Below are 17,057 nucleotides of genomic sequence, written 5' to 3' on the forward strand. Positions count from 1 at the left end.
CGGCGCTTGGGCGGCACCCGGCCGTCCCCCATATGGGGTCCGCGACGACGCCCGCCGAGGGCGCGCCCCGGACCCGAAGCGACGAATCGCCGATGCCGCACGATCATGGCCCCGCCGCGCCGGCCGACACTGCCGTCCCGCGCCGCCTGCCGGCGCCGTTCTCCCTGCTGCGGCAGGGACTCGGGCCGCGCCTCGCCCTGGCAACCCTGCCGGCCCTCGCGGTCTGGGGCCTGATCGGCTGGGCGACGGCGTGATGGCGCCCCTCCCCCGCCCCGCGCCCGGCGGCGCCCTCGCCTTCCGCGGCCTCACCCTCGGCTATGCCCGACATCCGGCGGTCCACCACCTCGACGGCACGTTCCGCCCCGGTTCGCTCACGGCGGTGGTCGGGCCGAACGGCGCCGGCAAGTCGACCCTGCTCAAGGGCATCATGGGCGAGATCGGCCCGCTCGAGGGCGAGGTCGTCCGTTCGGGCCTGTCCCGCCAGGACATCGCCTATCTGCCGCAGGCGGCCGAGATCGACCGCGCCTTCCCGATCAGCGTCTTCGACCTCGTGGCGATGGGGCTGTGGCGCCGGGTCGGGCCGTGGCGCTCGCTCGGGCGGCATCGCGGCGCCGTCGAGGCGGCGCTGGCGGCGGTCGGTCTCACCGGCTTCGAGCGCCGGCCGATCGGCACCCTGTCGGGCGGCCAGCTGCGCCGGGCGCTCTTTGCCCGGGTCCTGCTCCAGGACGCCCGGGTGATCCTGCTCGACGAGCCCTTCGCGGCGATCGACGCCCGCACCACCGACGAATTGCTCGCCCTGGTCCACGGCTGGCACGGCGAGGGCCGCACCGTGGTGGCGGTGCTGCACGACCTCGACCAAGTCGCCCGCCACTTCCCCGAGACGCTGCTGCTCGCCCGCGAGGCGGTGGCCTGGGGCGCCACCGCCACCGCGCTCACGCCCGAGAACCTGCGGCGGGCTCGCCGGCTCTGCGAGGCCTGGGACGAGGAGGCGCCGGTCTGCCGCGCTCCGGCGCAGCCCCATGCCCACGGGCCGCAAGACCACGGATCCCACGATCACGCATCCCACGACAACGGCCCTCACGGCCGCCACAACCACGGGCACGCCGCGTGATCGACCTCCTGACCGCGCCCTTCGTCGAGTTCGCCTTCATGCGCCGGGCGCTCGCGGGCTGCGTCGCCCTGTCGGTGGGGGCCGCCCCGGTCGGGGTCTTCCTCACCCTGCGGCGCATGAGCCTGATGAGCGAGGCCATGAGCCACGCCATCCTGCCGGGCGCGGCGGTCGGCTTCCTGTGGGCCGGGCTGTCCTTGCCCGCCATGACCCTCGGCGGCCTCGTCGCCGGCCTCGCGGTGGCGATGCTCTCGGGCCTCGTCGCCCGCTCGACGGTTCTGCGCGAGGATGCCAGCCTCGCGGCCTTCTACCTGATCTCGCTGGCTGGCGGCGTACTGCTGATCTCGGCCCGCGGCTCGTCGATCGACCTCCTGCACATCCTGTTCGGCACGGTGCTGGCGCTCGACGACGATGCGCTGGTGCTGCTCGGCGGCATCTCCACGGTGACGCTCATCGGCCTCGCGGTCGCCTACCGGCCGCTGGTGATGGAATGCGTCGATCCGCTCTTCCTGCGCTCGGTCGGCCGGGCGAGCGGGCCGGTGCACTACGCCTTCCTGGCGCTCGTGGTGCTCAACCTCGTCGGCGGCTTCGCGGCGCTCGGCACGCTGCTCGCCGTCGGGCTGATGCTGCTGCCGGCGATCACCGCCCGGTTCTGGGCCGTCGACCTCAGCGGCCTCCTGCCGGCCTCGGTGGTCCTGGCGCTGATGGCGAGCGTCGCGGGGCTCCTGGTTTCCTACTACGCCAGCCTGCCGACCGGTCCGGCGATCGTGCTCGCGGCCGGCGCGCTCTATCTCGCCTCGATGCTGCTCGGGCCCCGCGGCGGCCTCGTCTGGCGGCTGATCCCGGCCCGCCACCTGGAGGCGTGAGCGGCGCTACCGGTCGCCTTGCGGCGCCTTCGCCGGCTCGCCCCGGTGGGCGGCGCGCCGGCAGGCGTCGGAGCAGTAGCGGACCTCGTCCCAGACCCGCTCCCACTTCTTGCGCCAGGCGAAGGGCCGGCCGCATCGGACGCAGACCTTCTGCGGCAGGTCGCCCTTGCGGCGCATCTTCGGCATCGGTTCAGCGCCCGGTCTTGCCGGCATCGGCCAGCGGAATCGCGCTCCAGCGGGTGATCTGCACGTAGCCGTCGCGGGCCGCCACCAGGATCTGGCGGCGGTAGGAATGCACCACCGTGCCGGGGGCGTGGCGGTGGGCCTCGGTCCAGCCCTGGGCCTCCTGGACGAAGACCCGGCCGTCGTTGATCCGCGCCAGGGTCTCGATGGCGCCGAAGGCCCGGACGCGGCGCAGGATCGCCTCGACCGGCTGGCGGAAGTCGAGGGTGCGGTCGAGGTCGCTCACCCGCGGCCAGTAGGCGCCGTCGCCCTGGGGCTCGGCCCGGCGCCACAGGGCGGGCAGGTCGCGGGCGATCGGCCCGCGGGCGAGCCGCACCGCCGCCATCTGGCAGCGGGCGAGCAGGGTCTCGTGTGTCTCGGCGCCCGAGATCGGGAAGAGATCCTGGGCCAGGATGTCGCCGGTGTCGAACCCGTCCTCGGCCAGCACGTGGACGGTGACGCCCCAGCTCTCGTAGGAATCCAGGATGGCGCGAAACAGCGGGTAGGGCCCGCGCCCGTCCGGCAGCGGCGAGGGATGGAAGTTGAGGGCGTAGCGCACCCGGCCCGGCCAGCCGGTGATCAGCCAGGGGTAGCCCGCCACCACCAGCGCCCAGTCGCGGCCGTGCTCGGCCGACAGCGCCTCGATGTCCGACACCCGCAGGCGGGAGAGCTGCATTGGCACCCGGTGGCGCCGCGCCAGGGCCACCACCGCGTCGTTCTGGTCGTAGATCCCGTCGCAGGGGCGGGTGAACAGCTTGATCGGCTGCCAGCCCGACGCGACCAGGGCCTCGAACACCCCGCCGAGGAAATCGATGCCCGCGAAGGCGAATTTCACGTCACGGCTCCTTCCGATCCGCAGGCCCGCGCCGCCCGCCGCTCCCTGCGTCAGTTCGGCCCGGCCCCGGCGCCCCCGAACGCCCTAGCTAGCGTTATGGGCAGGCGGAAGGGAGCCGCAATGGCGCGCGAGACGATTCACGGTGCGGCCCGCCGCCGCCGATCTCCCGTGCGCCACCTGCGCCTCGTCCTCGGCGACCAGCTCCATCCCCGGCTCGCCACCCTCACCGACCTCGATCCCGACGCCGATACGGTGCTGATGGTCGAGGTCATGGACGAGGCGACCTACGTGCGCCACCACAAGCAGAAGCTGGTGCTGGTGTTCTCGGCCATGCGCCATTTCGCGGCCGAGCTGCGCGAGCGCGGCATCCGGGTCGATTACGTGGAGCTGGAGGACCCGGACAACACCGGCTCGTTCACCGGCGAGGTCGCCCGCGCGCTCGCTCGCCACACGCCCGACCGGATCGTCGTCACCGAGGCCGGCGAATGGCGGGTCGAGGCGATGATGCGCGACTGGGAGGAGACGTTCGGCCTGCCCGTCGAGATCCGCGACGATACCCGCTTCCTGTGCCCGCGCCCGGTCTTCGCCCGCTGGGCGGAGGGGCGCGAGGCCCTGCGGATGGAGACGTTCTACCGCGCCATGCGCAAGCGTACCGGCTTCCTGATGGAGGGACGCGACCCGGTCGGCGGCCAGTGGAACTTCGACCACGACAACCGCCGCCGCCTGCCCGCCGGCCACGCCGTGCCGGAGCGCCGCCGTTTCGCGCCCGACGCCGTCACCCGGGAGGTGATGGCCCTCGTCGCCCGCCGCTTTCCCGACCATTTCGGCGACCTCGACGGCTTCGAATGGCCGGTGACCCGCACCGAAGCGCTCGCGGCCCTGCGGCACTTCCTCGACGACTGCCTGCCGGAGTTCGGCGACTACCAGGACGCCATGCGTTCGGGCACGCCGTTCCTCTATCACGGGCTGATCGCGCCCGCGCTCAACCTCGGCCTCCTCGACGCCGAGGAGGTCTGCCGCGCGGCGGAAGACCGGTGGCGCGACGGCGCGGCGCCGCTCAACGCGGTCGAGGGCTTCATCCGCCAGATCCTCGGCTGGCGCGAATACGTGCGCGGGCTCTACTGGGCCCGGATGCCGGACTATCCCGAGACCAACGCGCTGGAGGCGACCCGCGACCTGCCGTGGTTCTACTGGTCGGGCGAGACCGCTATGGCCTGCCTCGCCGAGTGCGTGCGCGACACCAAAGCCCATGCCCACGCCCACCACATCCAGCGGCTGATGGTGCTCGGCAACTTCGCGCTGCTCGCCGGAATTGCGCCGCGCCAGGTCGAGGAATGGTTCCTGGTGGTCTATGCCGACGCCTACGAGTGGGTGGAGCTTCCCAACGTCCACGGGATGGCGCTCTGGGCCGATGGCGGGCTCCTCGGCTCCAAGCCCTACGCCGCCTCGGGGGCCTATATCGACCGGATGTCGGATTACTGCCGGTCCTGCACCTACGACGTGAAGGCGAAGAGCGGCGAGACGGCCTGCCCGTTCAACTACCTGTACTGGAACTTCCTGATCACCCACGAGGAGCGGCTGGGCCGCAACCCGCGCATGGCCATGCCCTACCGGACGCTCGCCAAGATGGCGCCGGCGCGCCGGTCCGAGGTTGTGGCGGATTCGGCCCGTTTCCTCGACGGCTTGAGCGCTTCAGAGGGGGAGCCAGGCGGTCAGCGTGCCGTAGACGCCCGGGCGCCGGATCTGTTCCTCGTAGACCCAGCCGGCTGAGACCCGCAGGCGCAGGTCGGCCGGGAGCGCGGCGGGCAGCACGACGTCGGTGGCGTGCAGGCCGAGGCTCCATTTCCGGTAGCCGGCAAGGTCGGCGTAGAGTGCGGCCTCCGGCCTGAGATAGGCCGCGCCGAGGCCCGCCCCCTGCAAGGCAACGACCTGCATTCCCCAGGACACCCGGCCCCAGGCGCTGCCGCGGGCGGTGCCGGCGATGAACGTGGCCGTGACGAGGGTCGCCTCGCTCGGCCGGGCCCACAGCTCCGCCTGGACCCTGGCCCCGAGCCGCGGCGCCGGCAGCCGCTTCGTCCCGGGACTGTCCAGCACCTCGAAGGCGAGTTCCGGCCCGGCGAACACCGCGACGACGCCCCAATCGTGCATCCATTGCCGGCCGGCCACGGCGCCGGCCAGGACGGTGTGGCGAGAGACCCGGGGCGGGCGCCCGCCCGCGGCGGCGCGCGGATCGCCCCACCAGTCGCGTTCGGTCCGCGTCCCGTAGCCGAGGGTCGCCAGGGCGACGACGCCGTCCCGGTCCACGCCGTCGGGGGCGTACTTGGCGCCGGCACTGACGAATGTGGAGCGACCGGCATCCAGGCTGCCGAACAACACCGTCCGGACCTCGTCCCGTTCGTCCGCACGCACCCCGCCGGCGCAGCCGAGGCACGCCGCCGTGTAGATCAGGGCGGGGCGAGCCGAGGGAAATGGCACGGCGACCGGGCGATCGTTGCGAAGATGGAAATATCTTTTCCATCGAACTCAGCGTCAACCACGAATGCTCGCCGCCGCACAGGCAAGCGCCGACCACCTCTCGTCCATCCTCGACATCCGGGATGCAGGCCTGCTTGGGGGATCGCAGGCCTATCGCCCGAGCCGTGCCCCACGGGACGGCCGAGGAACTGTCAGCACTCGTCGAGTTCGGCTGCCAATGCTTGAAAAAACAACGGTTTAGCGGTCATTTCCGCTTGAGCTTAACCATCGATTAACCGCACCATCGGACGCTTGGCCGGCAAAGCGCTTCGCATCCCGAGAAGGATCTTCGACACACGAGGAGGTTCCATGGTCTCGAAGGAGTTCAAGCAGCAGATCGAGGGTTACGGCCTGACCACGGCCCACATCCTCTACCGCATCCCCGATCACCCCGGCGTCCTCCAGACCTTCATCTGGCAGGAATACGACCTCGCGCCGCGCTTCCCCGTCCTCACCGGCTTCCTCGAGTTCTGGAAGCGCGAGCTCGACGGTCCCCTGCACTCGGTCCGGGTGGCGCATTCCCGGCTGATCAAGCCGGCGGAATTCCGCGCCGTGAACGGCGTGCTGACGCTGCATTGAGCCCGGGACGGGCCGAAGAATTTTCGGCCCCTGCCCTACGATTGCCGCCTTGGCCGTGTGTGAGACCCGCTACGGCCGCACCCTCACGGGCGCGGCGCTCACGTCGGTGAACCATGCACAGGCGCCTCCTCTCCGCCGCCGGCCCGCTTCGACGGCGGCTCGCGCCCCTTGCCGCCGGTCCGGCCCATCCGGACCGGGCCACGGCCTCCCACGCACGCGGGTTGGCCCGCGCGGCGGAGTGGGCTAGAGGGGGCCGCGCGACCCCGGCCAGGGCCGCAGCGACTCCGCCGGCGAGCGTCGCGCCCTCGATCGAGGAGGCCGCGATTTCCCCCGGGAGCGCCTCCCCGGCACCGGACGACCAGAGCCCCGTGACGCAATCCGCCCGCACCTCCGAGATCCTGACGGTCCTCGCCGCCCAGGACACCGAGCGGCTGACCGTCGGCGAGATCGTGGCGGTCCTGCGCGACCGGGCCTTCGCGCTCCTCGTCGTGCTGCTCGGCCTGCCCAACTGCCTGCCGATGCCGCCGCCGATCCCGCTGATCTGCGGCCTGCTCCTCGCCCTCGTGGCGGCGCAGATCGCCGCCGGCATGTCGGCGCCGTGGCTGCCGCGCTCGCTCCTCGGCCGCTCGATCGCCCGCTCCGACCTGCAACGGGCGGTCTCCCGCGCGGTGCCGCTGCTGCGCCGGCTCGAGCGCTGGTCGCGGCCGCGGCTGCGGGTGTTCGAGAACGACATCGGCATGCGCACCATGGGCGTGCTGATCCTCGCCCTGTCGCTGGTACTGATCGTCGCCGCGCCTCTGGTCGGCCAGATCCCGCTCGGGCTGGCGGTCACGCTGGTCGGCCTCGGCCTCGTCGAGCGCGACGGCGTCGTGGTGGCGGCCGGCCTCGGCATCGGCGTGCTCGGCGTGCTGCTCAACCTCGGCTTCGTCTACGCGGTCTTCACCGCCGTGGTGGGCCTCCTCAACCTCGGGGCGGCCGCGGCGGCGTGAGGTCCTCTCACATCCAAGTGAGGGACGGTGCCCGGCGCGATCCATGCCGGGACCCGCGCCGAGGGCGGCGCGGGCGCCGGGATGCCGTCGGAGCCCGGCGTTACGGCCAATCCAGGCGCAGGCGGACGGTGCGATGTCCCTCTCGATCAACCTTCCGCTGATCCTCTCGGCAGCCTTCGTCGCCAGCGCGAGCCCCGGGCCCGCGACCCTCGCGATCGCCGACACCGCGATGCAGGCCGGGCGCCGGACCGGCCTTGCGCTTGCGCTGGGCGTCGTGACCGGCTCGCTCGCCTGGTCGATCGCCGCGGCCCTCGGGCTTGCGGCCGTCATGGCGTCGAGCGCCTGGATGCTCGAGGCGATGCGCTATTGCGGCGGCGCCTACCTGCTGTATCTCGCCTACCGGTCGGCCCGCAGCGCGATCCGCGGGTCCGTGGCGCGGACGCCCGAGGTCGCCGACCTCTCCGCGCCGCGGGCCTACGCCAAGGGCCTCGCCCTGCACCTCACCAACCCGAAGGCGATCCTGTTCTTCGGCTCGCTCTACACGCTCGGGCTGTCGCCGCGGACCTCCGCCGCCGAGCTGATCCTTGTGATCGCCGCCGTCGGCCTGCAGAGCGCCGCGATCTTCACCGGCTACGCGCTGCTGTTCTCGCACGGCCGCATCGCCCGGGCCTACCTGCGCCTGCGGCGCTGGTTCGAGGGGGCCTTCGCCCTGCTCTTCGCCGGGGCCGGCCTGAGGGTGCTGACGACGCGCCTGCCGGTCTGACCGGCTCAGACGAGACCGGCCAGGGCCGCCGGCGTATCGACGTCGATCAGCACCCCGGCCTCGTCCACCGCCAGTTCGAGCACGTCGTCGCGCCGCGCCAGCAGCGGGCCGGCGCCGCGGTCGCCGGTGAGGCCGGCGATGCCGGCCGAGAGGAGACGGCGGTTGAGCAGGACCGGGTTGCCGCGCCGGCCGTCCTTCACCGGCACCACCGCCGCGGGCGCGACCGGGGCGGCACGGAATGCCTCGGCGAGCCGGACGGGCAGGCCGGATCCGACCCGGGGCATGTCGCCGAGGAGCACGATCGCCCCCGTGACGGCCTCCGGCAGGGCCGCGAGCCCGGCGCGGAGCGAGGTGGAGAGGCCGGCGGCGTAATCAGGGTTGTCGACAATGGTCAGCGGCAGCCCGGCCAGCGCCTCGCGCACCTGCGCGCCGGCGTGACCCAGCACCGCCACGACCGGGCCGAGGCCGGCCTGCACCGCCGCCTCGGCGGCGTGGCGCACCAGCGGCTTGCCGTCGAGGACGCTCAGGAGCTTGGGGCTCGCCCCGAAGCGGGTGCCGCGCCCGGCGGCGAGCAGCACGGTGCCGACCGGGTCACGCATCGTCGGCGCTCTCCCCGCCGTCCCGCGGCTGGGGCCGCGACACGATCTCCATCAGGAGCCCGCCGACCCCGAACCCGACGATGTCGTCGCGGGTGACGGGCAGGCCGGCGAGCAGCCGCTGCAGCACCCAGTCGAAGCCGTTCTCCTTCGGGGAGCGGGCGCAGCCCGGCGCCCCGATCACCGGCACGGGGTTCGCCGTACCCGGGCCGAGCCGGCCGAGCAGCAGCAGGTTGCCGGGATCGACCGGCATGCCGAGATGGTCGACCGTGCCGCCGGCGGCCTCGATTCCCGCCGGGATCACGTCGCGCCGGTCAGCGATGGCGGAGGCGCCGAACACCACTGCCAGTTCCGCACCGTCGCGCTCCACCGCGTCCCGCAGGGCGTCCGCCACCGCGCCGGCCTCGTGCGGCACCCGGGCCTCGCCGACGATGCGGGCCCCGGCGGGGGCCAGGCGCGCGTCGAGGGTCCGCAGGGTCTTGTCGACGACGCTCGGCTTCAAGCCCGGCAGCAGGGTCGAGATCGCCGCCACACGGCTCCGGCGATAGGGCGCAACCCGGATCGCCGGGGCGGCGACGGCGAGCGCCCGGTCGAGCACCTCGCCCGGCACCGCGTAGGGGATGATCTTGACGGTCGCCACCATCTCGCCGGGCACCACCGGCTTGAACGGCACGAGGGTCGCGAGGGTGACCGCCTCGTCGACCCTGTTCACCGCGCCGATCACGCCTTCGTCGAGGCAGAGCAGGCCGGCCTGCGCGGCATGGAGGTTGGCCCGGCCGGTGAAGGGCGGCTCGGCGCCGACGCCCGGTCCCGCGACGGCCGCGGCGAGCCTTTGCGCCGCCTCATCCTCGCCGACGTCGCCCGGCTCGAGGACGACCGCCACCACCTCGCCGACGCCGGCGGCTTCGAGGCGCGCGGCGTCGTCCGGGGCGATCGGCCGGCCCTTCCTCACCACCGCGTCGCCGGCCCGCACGGAGTGCGCCGCGATGAGGCCGGCGGCCTCTCCGATCGGGACCGGGCCGAACCTCATGCCGGGGCCCGGCGGCGATCCTGCCGCAAGGCCGCGATCACCTGGGCCAGCACCGAGACGGCGATCTCGGCCGGGCTGACCGCGCCGATGTCGAGGCCGATCGGCGCGGCGATGCGGGCGATCCGCTCCTCCGTGAGACCGGCGGCGGTCAGGCGCTCGACGCGCCTGCCGTGCGTCTTCCGAGAGCCGAGCGCCCCGACATAGAAGCACTCGGCCTTCAGCGCCGCGATCAGCGCCGGATCGTCGATCTTCGGGTCGTGGGTCAGGGCCGCGACCGCGGTGTAGCGGTCGAGGGCCGGCAGCTGCGCCAGGGCGTCGTCGGGCCAGAGCGGCAGCAGGGCGACGTTCGGAAAGCGCTCCGGCGTCGCGAAGGCGGTGCGCGGGTCGATGATGGTGACGTCGAGGTCGGTCGCCTGCGCCATCGGCGCCAGCGCCTGGCTGATGTGGACGGCGCCGATCACCACGAGCCGCGGCGGCGGCACCTGCACGGTGAGGAACAGCGAGCGGCCGTCCGCCTCGACGATCCCGCTCTTGCCCGAGCGGAATCGGGCGCCGAGTTCGGCAGCCAGCGGATCGGCCGCGGCCTCGGCCTCGCGCACCAGGCGCTGCGTGCCGTCGACCGTGTCGGTGACCAGGATGACGGCGCGGCGGGCGGCGCGCTCCCGGTTCATCTCCCGCAGGATGTCGAGCTTCACGCGACCGGCTCGACCAGCACGCGGATGCGCCCGCCGCAGGACAGGCCGACCCGCCAAGCGGTCTCGTCGGCGACGCCGAACTCGAGTACCCGGGGTTGGCCGTCCTCGATCACGTCGGCGGCCTCGGCGATGACCGCGCCCTCGACGCAGCCGCCCGAGACCGAGCCGAGGAAGTTGCCCTCCTGGTCGATGATCAGGTGCGAGCCGACCGGGCGCGGGGCCGAGCCCCAGGTCTCGATCACGGTGGCGAGCGCCACGCCGCGGCCGGCCTCGCGCCAGGCCTCCGCGGTGGCGAGGATGTCGGTGTCGGTCGAGAGCATCGGACAAACGTCTCCAGGGCCGTTAGCCCCTCACAGGAGGTAGGATCTAGCCGGCCTCGCGCAACCACGTCTTCGGCGAGCGGCCGCGCGGCTGCTGCGCACTGAGCGCGCGGCAGAGGTCGGCCATCGCCGACAGGCTGTGGATCGGCCGGAAATCGTCGACATGCGGCAGCATCGCCCGGATGCCGCTCGCTCGCGCGGAAAAGCCCTCGAAGCGCAGGAGCGGGTTGAGCCACACCAGCCGCCGGCACGAGCGCCGCAGCCGGTCCATCTCATGGGTCAGCTCCGGCGTCACCTCGCGCTCGAGCCCGTCGGTGAACAGCAGCACCACCGCGCCGCCGCCGAGCACCCGGCGCGACCAGTGCCGGTTGAACAGGTGCAGCGCCTCGGCGATGCGGGTGCCGCCCTCCCAATCCTGCACCCGGGCGCTGGCGCGCGACAGCGCCTCGTCGGGGTCGCGGCGTGTCAGCTCGCGGGTGATGTTGGTGAGCCGCGTCGCGAAGACGAAGCTGTGCACCCGGCGCTGCTCGCTCATGGCGTGCAGGAAGTGCAGGAACAGGCGGGAATACTCCGCCATCGAGCCCGAGATGTCGCAGAGCGCCACGATCGGCGGCGGCCGCTCGCGGGGTGCCCGGAAGGCGAGATCGATCGCGCCGCCGGCCCGCACCGTACGCCGGAAGCTGCGGCGCGGATCGATGCGCCCGCGCGGCCGGGCCTCGAACCGCCGGGTCCGGGTGGCGTCGTCGGGAAGCCGCAGGCTCGCGATCAGGCGGCGGGCCTGCGCCACCTCCTCCGCGCTCATCTGGGCGAAGTCCTTTGCCTTCAGCACCTCGGCCTGCGACACCGACAGGGTGACGGTGGTGAGGTCTTCCTCGGCGATCTTGGGCTTGGGCTTCTCCGTCTTCGGCGACAGCGCCTCCTGCACCCGCAACGCCCCGGCATTCGGGGGTTTGGGCGGCGCCTTGTCGGGGGCGACCGGCGACATCTGGGCGATCATCTTCTCGATGAGGTCGCGCCGGCGCCAGAACAGCCGGAAAGCCTCGGCGAACAGGGCCGAATGCTCGCGCCGGCGCACCAGCACGGCGTGCAGCGTCCAGTAGAGATCCTCGCGGGTGCCGATGGCGGCGGCCTCGACCGCCGCGACGGCGTCGATCACGTCGCCGGGCCCGACCGGCACCCCGGCCGCGCGCAGGGCCCGGGCGAAGTAGGCGATGTTGTCCGGGAGCCGGCCGGAGCCCGCTTGCGCCTCGCTCATCCGGCGGAGGACCGCACCTCGTCGAGGAGCGCCTTCGCCCGCCCGCCCTGCATCGCCTGGATGTCGTCCTGGTACTTCAGGAGAACGCCGAGCGTGTCGATGACGAACGCCGGATCGAGGGCGACGGCGTCGAGTTCCACGAGGGCGGTCGCCCAGTCCAGCGTCTCGGCGACGCCCGGCGCCTTGAACAGGTCCTCCTTGCGGATCGCCTGCACGAAGGCGACGACCTGGCGCGACAAGGCCTCCGGCGCATGCGGCAGGCGGGTGCGCAGGATCTGCAATTCACGCTCTGCGTCCGGGTAGTCGACCCAGTGGTAGAGGCAGCGGCGCTTCAGCGCGTCGTGGATCTCGCGGGTGCGGTTCGAGGTCAGGATCACCAGCGGCGGCTCGGGCGCGCGGATCGTCCCGAGCTCGGGGATCGTGACCTGGAAGTCGGACAGCACCTCCAGCAGGAACGCCTCGAAGGCCTCGTCGGTGCGGTCGAGCTCGTCGATCAGCAGCACCGGCGCCCCGCCCTCGCCGGGCTCCAGCGCCCGGAGCAGCGGCCGGCGGATCAGGTAGCGTTCGGAGAAGAGGTCGGATTCGAGCCGCTCGCGGTCGACGCCGCCGCCGGCCTCGGCCAGCCGAATCGCCATCATCTGGCCGGCATAGTTCCACTCGTAGACCGCGGCCGCGACGTCCAGCCCCTCGTAGCATTGTAGGCGGATCAGCGGCCGGCCGAGAGATTTGGCCAGCACCTTGGCGATCTCGGTCTTGCCGACGCCCGCCTCGCCTTCGAGGAAGAGCGGACGCTGCAGCTTGAGCGACAGAAAAACCACCGTGGAGAGCGCCCGGTCGGCGACGTAGCCGGCCGACGTGAGCATCGCCTGGGTGGCGTCGATGGAGGGGGGCAGGGTCATTCGGCGGAGGGGGCTTCTCGCGGGTGATGGATGGCTTCCGCCAGCTTGCTTTGACGATAGCTATTTGGAGCGGAACGCCGCCGATCAAACCCTCCCCCCTCTGCGGGGGAGGATGGCCGCCGCTTCAGCGGGGATCGGGAGAGGGGACGCCGCTTCCGGAGAGGCCGCGCGCCTCATGACAGTCGCCAGCTGGAGCAGCGTCGCGCTGCCCCTCTCGGCGGGACTGCGTCCCGCTGCGCCTACTCCGTAGGCCACCCTCCCCCGCAGAGGGGGGAGGGTTGGGGTGGTGCCCTACCGATCCGCCGCCTTCTGCACCGCGCGGCGCGCCATCACGCCGATCAGGTGGGCCCGGTAATCGGCGTCCGCGTGGATGTCGCTGTTGAGCCCGCTCGCCGACGGCGACATCCCCTCCAGCGACTTCGCGGCGAAGCGCTTGCCCAAAGCCTCCTCGGCCTCGGTCCAGCGAAACACGCCGTTGGACCCGGAGCCGGTCACCGTGACGCGGATGTCGCTCGGGCGCTTGGCCACGAACACGCCGACGAGGGCGTAGCGCGAGGCCGGGTTGCGGAATTTTTCGTACGCCGCCTTGTGGGGGATCGGGAACGAGACGCCGGTGACGATCTCGCCCTCCTCGAGCGCGGTCTCGAACAGGCCGGTGAAGAACTCTTCCGAGCTGAGCTTGCGCTTGTTGGTGCTGATCGTGGCGCCGAGCGCGAGGCAGGCGGCCGGGTAGTCCGCCGCCGGATCGTTGTTGGCGACCGAGCCGCCGATCGTGCCGCGGTGGCGCACCGCCGGGTCGCCGATCAGCGCCGCGAGCTCGGCGAGCGCGGGGATCGCCTCCTTCACGTCGGCCGAATCGGCCACCGCGCCGTGGGTGGTCATCGCCCCGATGGTGATCGAGCGCGGGCTGCGCTCGATGCCGACGAGGTCCGGCACCTTGCCGAGGTCGATCAGCGTGCCGGGGGCGGCCAGGCGCTGCTTCATCGTCGGGATCAGGGTGTGGCCGCCGGCGACGAGCTTGGCGTCCTCGCCGGCGAGCAGGCTCGCGGCGTCCTTGAGGCTGGTCGGCTGGTGATAGGCGAAAGCGTACATGATGCTCTCCAGACTTGATCTTATTCGGCGGCTTCCGGGCGCAGGTGGGGGCTGGCCTGCGCCGCCCGCCACACCGCCAGCGGGGTCGCCGGCATCGCGATGTTCTCGTGGCCGAGCGCGTCGGTGAGGGCATTCATCACGGCGGCAGGCGCCGCGATGGCGCCGGCCTCGCCGCAGCCCTTGATGCCGAGCGGATTCGACGGGCACGGCGTCACCGTCATGCCGACCTCGAACGAGGGCAGGTCGGCCGCCCGCGGCATGCGGTAATCCATGAAGCTCGCGGTGACGAGCTGGCCGTCGGAATCGTACAGCGCGCCCTCGAACAGGGCCTGGCCGACGCCCTGCGCGATGCCGCCATGGACCTGGCCCTCGACGATCATCGGGTTGATGACGTTGCCGAAATCGTCCACCGCCGTGAACTTCTCGATGGTGACGACACCGGTATCGGGATCGACCTCGAGCTCGCAGATGTGCATGCCGGCCGGGAAGGTGAAGTTGGTGGGATCGTAGAACGCTCCCTCCTTCAGGCCGGGCTCGAGCTGCGCACCGCTGAACTTGTGGGCGACGTAGGCCTGCAGCGCCACCTCCCCGAAGGCGAGCGACTTGTCGGTGCCGGCGACCGAGAAGCGGCCGTCCTTGAACTCGATGTCGTCCTCGCCCGCTTCCATCGCGTAGGCCGCGACCTTGCGGCCCTTGGCCACCACCTTGTCGATCGCCTTGGCGATGGCCGACATGCCGACCGCGCCGGAGCGCGAGCCGTAGGTGCCCATGCCGAACTGCACCTTGTCGGTGTCGCCGTGCACGATGGTGACGCTCTCGATCGGCACGCCGAGCCGGTCGGAGACGAGCTGGGCGAAGGTGGTCTCGTGCCCTTGCCCGTGGCTGTGCGAGCCGGTCAGCACCTCGATCGACCCGGTCGGGTTCACCCGCACCTCGGCCGATTCCCACAGGCCCACGCCGGCACCCAGCGACCCCACCGCCTGCGACGGAGCGATGCCGCAGGCCTCGATGTAGGACGAGAACCCGATGCCGCGTAAGCGGCCGTTGCGGGCGCTCTCGCGCCGGCGGCGGGGAAAGCCCTTGTGGTCGGCGATCTCCAGCGCCTTGTCGAGGGAGGCGGCATAGTCGCCGCCATCGTACATCATGATGACGGGCGTCTGGTGCGGGAAGCTCTTGACGTAGTTCTTGCGCCGGAACTTCGCCGGGTCCTGGTTCAGCTCGCGCGCCGCGACCTCGACCAGCCGCTCGATGACGAAGGTCGCCTCCGGCCGACCGGCGCCGCGATAGGCGTCGACCGGCGCGGTATTGGTGTAGACGCCATCCACCTCGCAGTAGATCGCCGGGATGTTGTACTGGCCCGACAGCAGCGGCGCGTAGAGGTAGGTCGGCACCGACGACGAGAACGTCGACAGGTAGGCGCCGAGATTGGCGATGGTGTGGACCTTCAGCGCCAGGATCTTGCCGCCCTCGTCCATCGCCATCTCGGCGTGGGTGACGTGGTCGCGGCCGTGGGCGTCGCACAGGAAGGCCTCGGTGCGGTCGCTCGTCCACTTCACAGGCCGGCCGACCTTCTTGGCCGCCCAGACGCAGACCGTCTCCTCGGCGTAGATGAAGATCTTCGAGCCGAACCCGCCGCCGACGTCGGGCGCCACCACCCTCAGCTTGTTCTCCGGCGCGATGCCGATGAAGGCCGAGAGCACGAGGCGGGCGACGTGCGGGTTCTGGCTCGTGGTGTAGAGGGTGAAGGCTTCTTCCGCCTCGTCGTACTCGCCCACCGCCGCGCGGGGCTCGATCGGGTTCGGCACCAGGCGGTTGTTGACGATGTCGAGCTTGGTGACGTGCGCCGCGCGGGCGAAGGCCGCCTCGACGTCCGACGGGTTGCCGAGATGCCAGTTGAAGACGGTGTTGTCCGGGGCGACGTCGTGCACCACCGTGCCGGCGCCCGCGGCCTTCGCCGTCTCGACCACGGCGGGCAGCACGTCGTAATCGACCGTGATGGCCTCGGCGGCGTCCTTGGCCTGGGCCAGGGTCTCGGCGATGACCACCGCGACGTGGTCGCCGACGTAGCGCACCTTGCCCTGCGCCAGCGCCGGGTGGGCGCCGGCCTTCATCGGCGTGCCGTCCTTGGAATGGATCATCCAGCCGCAGATCAGGCCGCCGACCTTGTCGGCCGCCAGGTCCTCGCCGGTGAGGATGCCGACGACGCCGGGCATCTCCGACGCGGCCGCGGTGTCGATGCCGCGGATCGTGGCATGGGCATGGGGGGAGCGCAGGAAGTAGGCGTGGGCCTGGCCCGGACGGTTGTAGTCGTCGACGTAGCGGCCCTTGCCGGTGATGAAGCGCTGGTCTTCCTTGCGGCGCACCGAGGCGCCGATACCCGTGGCGGTCATGGCGTTGAGTCTCCCGGATCTGGCCTGGTGGGCCGGCGCGTCGGGGCCGGCCTCGTTCTTGGATGGCGTGTTGTTGGTCCGGATGGCGCGGACGATTTTTGTAGAGCGCAGGTTGCAAACCCTCCCCCTCCGCGGGGGAGGGTGGCGAGCGCAGCGGGACGAAGTTCCGCCGAGAGGGGCTGCGCGATGCTGAGACAGTGGGCGCCCTTCATAGAGCGCGCGACCTCCGCGGAAGCGTCGCCCCCTCTCCCGCCCGGCTCCGCCGGGCACCCTCCCCCCGCGGAGGGGGAAGGGTTCAGGGCAGTGCTACTCCGCCGCGACCTTCTGCGGCTCGGCCGCCATGTTCTCGGCGCCGGCCGCGATCGCCTTGACGATGTTGTGGTAGCCGGTGCAGCGGCAGATGTTGCCCTCCAGCTCGTGCCGGATGGTCTGCTCGTCCAGCGCGTTGCCCTTGCGGCGCACCAGGTCCACGGCGGTCATGATCATGCCGGGGGTGCAGTAGCCGCACTGGAGGCCGTGGTGCTCGCGGAAGGCCGCCTGCATCGGGTGCAGCTCGCCGCCGGAGGCCAGGCCCTCGATGGTGGTGACCGACCGGCCGTCGCACTGCACGGCGAGCACGGTGCAGGCCTTGATCGCCTCGCCGTCGAGGTGGACCACGCAGGCGCCGCACTGGCTGGTATCGCAGCCGACATGGGTGCCGGTGAGGCGAAGGGTCTCGCGCAGGTACTGCACCAGCAGCGTGCGCGGATCGATGTCGGCGGTCACGGCCTTGCCGTTCACCGTCAGGCTGACAGCGCTCATGGGTGACGTCCTCCTCCTGGACCAGGACACCTTGGCCGAAGACCCGCGGGCCCTTCTGGTGGACCCTGTCGCTCGTGGTGGCCGGGCCGGCCGTGCCTCTCTG

Annotated in this window: 19 protein-coding genes; 7 read left to right on the forward strand and 12 right to left on the reverse strand. The window is 72.2% G+C overall.

Features of this window, described 5'->3' with window-relative positions:
• The first annotated feature begins 92 nt into the window (after nt 1-92).
• The 3 genes from HPY23_RS18080 to HPY23_RS18090 are packed head-to-tail and all read left to right on the forward strand — an operon-like array spanning nt 93 to nt 1,974.
• Nucleotides 93-254, forward strand: a complete 162-nt coding sequence (locus tag HPY23_RS18080; RefSeq protein WP_167543864.1) for a hypothetical protein — start codon at nt 93-95, stop codon at nt 252-254.
• Nucleotides 254-1,111 (forward strand): zinc ABC transporter ATP-binding protein AztA, encoded by an 858-nt coding sequence (aztA, locus tag HPY23_RS18085; protein WP_091888658.1) that lies wholly within the window; start codon nt 254-256, stop codon nt 1,109-1,111. Before HPY23_RS18080 ends, aztA begins: the two co-directional genes overlap by 1 nt.
• Before the next feature lie 38 nt (nt 1,112-1,149).
• Entirely contained in the window at nt 1,150-1,974 is an 825-nt protein-coding gene (locus HPY23_RS18090) for a metal ABC transporter permease (RefSeq protein WP_091888735.1), read from the forward strand.
• Between the two features lie 6 nt (nt 1,975-1,980).
• On the opposite strand, the gene HPY23_RS18095 is transcribed toward HPY23_RS18090, so the two are convergent.
• Nucleotides 1,981-2,160, reverse strand: coding sequence for a DUF2256 domain-containing protein (locus HPY23_RS18095; RefSeq protein WP_091888656.1), 180 nt, complete (start codon nt 2,158-2,160; stop codon nt 1,981-1,983).
• Between the two features lie 4 nt (nt 2,161-2,164).
• Nucleotides 2,165-3,031, reverse strand: a complete 867-nt coding sequence (locus HPY23_RS18100; RefSeq protein WP_091888654.1) for a methionyl-tRNA formyltransferase — start codon at nt 3,029-3,031, stop codon at nt 2,165-2,167.
• A 120-nt stretch (nt 3,032-3,151) separates the two neighbouring features.
• Between HPY23_RS18100 and HPY23_RS18105 the strand changes: the two genes are divergently transcribed.
• Nucleotides 3,152-4,801, forward strand: a complete 1,650-nt coding sequence (locus HPY23_RS18105) for a cryptochrome/photolyase family protein (protein WP_175540018.1) — start codon at nt 3,152-3,154, stop codon at nt 4,799-4,801.
• Here the strand turns inward: HPY23_RS18105 and bcsS are convergent.
• On the reverse strand, nt 4,724-5,506 hold the full coding sequence (gene bcsS / locus HPY23_RS18110; protein WP_091888649.1) for a cellulose biosynthesis protein BcsS: 783 nt from the start codon (nt 5,504-5,506) through the stop codon (nt 4,724-4,726). The two genes, HPY23_RS18105 and bcsS, sit on opposite strands and share 78 nt — an antisense overlap.
• A 348-nt stretch (nt 5,507-5,854) precedes the next feature.
• Between bcsS and HPY23_RS18115 the strand changes: the two genes are divergently transcribed.
• The 3 genes from HPY23_RS18115 to HPY23_RS18125 all read left to right on the forward strand — a co-directional run bounded on the left by HPY23_RS18115 (nt 5,855) and on the right by HPY23_RS18125 (nt 7,876).
• A complete protein-coding gene (locus HPY23_RS18115) occupies nt 5,855-6,124 on the forward strand; it encodes an usg protein (RefSeq protein WP_091888647.1) in 270 nt (89 codons plus the stop codon).
• A 368-nt stretch (nt 6,125-6,492) separates the two neighbouring features.
• Nucleotides 6,493-7,113, forward strand: a complete 621-nt coding sequence (locus HPY23_RS18120; protein ID WP_091888645.1) for an exopolysaccharide biosynthesis protein — start codon at nt 6,493-6,495, stop codon at nt 7,111-7,113.
• 133 nt (nt 7,114-7,246) lie between these two features.
• Nucleotides 7,247-7,876, forward strand: a complete 630-nt coding sequence (locus tag HPY23_RS18125) for a LysE family translocator (RefSeq protein WP_091888643.1) — start codon at nt 7,247-7,249, stop codon at nt 7,874-7,876.
• Between the two features lie 5 nt (nt 7,877-7,881).
• Here HPY23_RS18125 and HPY23_RS18130 read toward each other — a convergent pair whose 3' ends face one another.
• The 9 genes from HPY23_RS18130 to HPY23_RS18170 all read right to left on the reverse strand — a co-directional run bounded on the left by HPY23_RS18130 (nt 7,882) and on the right by HPY23_RS18170 (nt 16,954).
• Complete coding sequence (locus tag HPY23_RS18130; protein WP_091888641.1) at nt 7,882-8,475, reverse strand: nucleotidyltransferase family protein; 594 nt, start codon at nt 8,473-8,475, stop codon at nt 7,882-7,884.
• On the reverse strand, nt 8,468-9,502 hold the full coding sequence (locus HPY23_RS18135; protein ID WP_091888639.1) for a molybdopterin-binding protein: 1,035 nt from the start codon (nt 9,500-9,502) through the stop codon (nt 8,468-8,470). The genes HPY23_RS18130 and HPY23_RS18135 overlap by 8 nt, the downstream gene beginning before the upstream one ends.
• A complete protein-coding gene (locus HPY23_RS18140) occupies nt 9,499-10,197 on the reverse strand; it encodes an XdhC family protein (RefSeq protein ID WP_091888637.1) in 699 nt (232 codons plus the stop codon). Before HPY23_RS18140 ends, HPY23_RS18135 begins: the two co-directional genes overlap by 4 nt.
• Complete coding sequence (locus tag HPY23_RS18145; RefSeq protein WP_091888635.1) at nt 10,194-10,517, reverse strand: XdhC family protein; 324 nt, start codon at nt 10,515-10,517, stop codon at nt 10,194-10,196. The genes HPY23_RS18140 and HPY23_RS18145 overlap by 4 nt, the downstream gene beginning before the upstream one ends.
• Nucleotides 10,518-10,563: 46 nt before the next feature.
• Nucleotides 10,564-11,772, reverse strand: coding sequence for a vWA domain-containing protein (locus HPY23_RS18150; RefSeq protein ID WP_091888633.1), 1,209 nt, complete (start codon nt 11,770-11,772; stop codon nt 10,564-10,566).
• Nucleotides 11,769-12,671 (reverse strand): AAA family ATPase, encoded by a 903-nt coding sequence (locus tag HPY23_RS18155; RefSeq protein WP_091888631.1) that lies wholly within the window; start codon nt 12,669-12,671, stop codon nt 11,769-11,771. The genes HPY23_RS18150 and HPY23_RS18155 overlap by 4 nt, the downstream gene beginning before the upstream one ends.
• A gap of 291 nt (nt 12,672-12,962) precedes the next feature.
• Nucleotides 12,963-13,763: an FAD binding domain-containing protein gene (locus tag HPY23_RS18160; RefSeq protein ID WP_091888629.1), complete on the reverse strand. Its 801-nt coding sequence runs from the start codon at nt 13,761-13,763 to the stop codon at nt 12,963-12,965.
• A gap of 20 nt (nt 13,764-13,783) precedes the next feature.
• Nucleotides 13,784-16,153 (reverse strand): xanthine dehydrogenase family protein molybdopterin-binding subunit, encoded by a 2,370-nt coding sequence (locus HPY23_RS18165; protein WP_091888627.1) that lies wholly within the window; start codon nt 16,151-16,153, stop codon nt 13,784-13,786.
• Between the two features lie 306 nt (nt 16,154-16,459).
• Nucleotides 16,460-16,954, reverse strand: coding sequence for a (2Fe-2S)-binding protein (locus HPY23_RS18170; RefSeq protein WP_091754170.1), 495 nt, complete (start codon nt 16,952-16,954; stop codon nt 16,460-16,462).
• Nucleotides 16,955-17,057: the final 103 nt, after the last annotated feature.

It is taken from the genome of Methylobacterium ajmalii (assembly GCF_016613415.1).
Lineage (GTDB): Bacteria > Pseudomonadota > Alphaproteobacteria > Rhizobiales > Beijerinckiaceae > Methylobacterium > Methylobacterium ajmalii.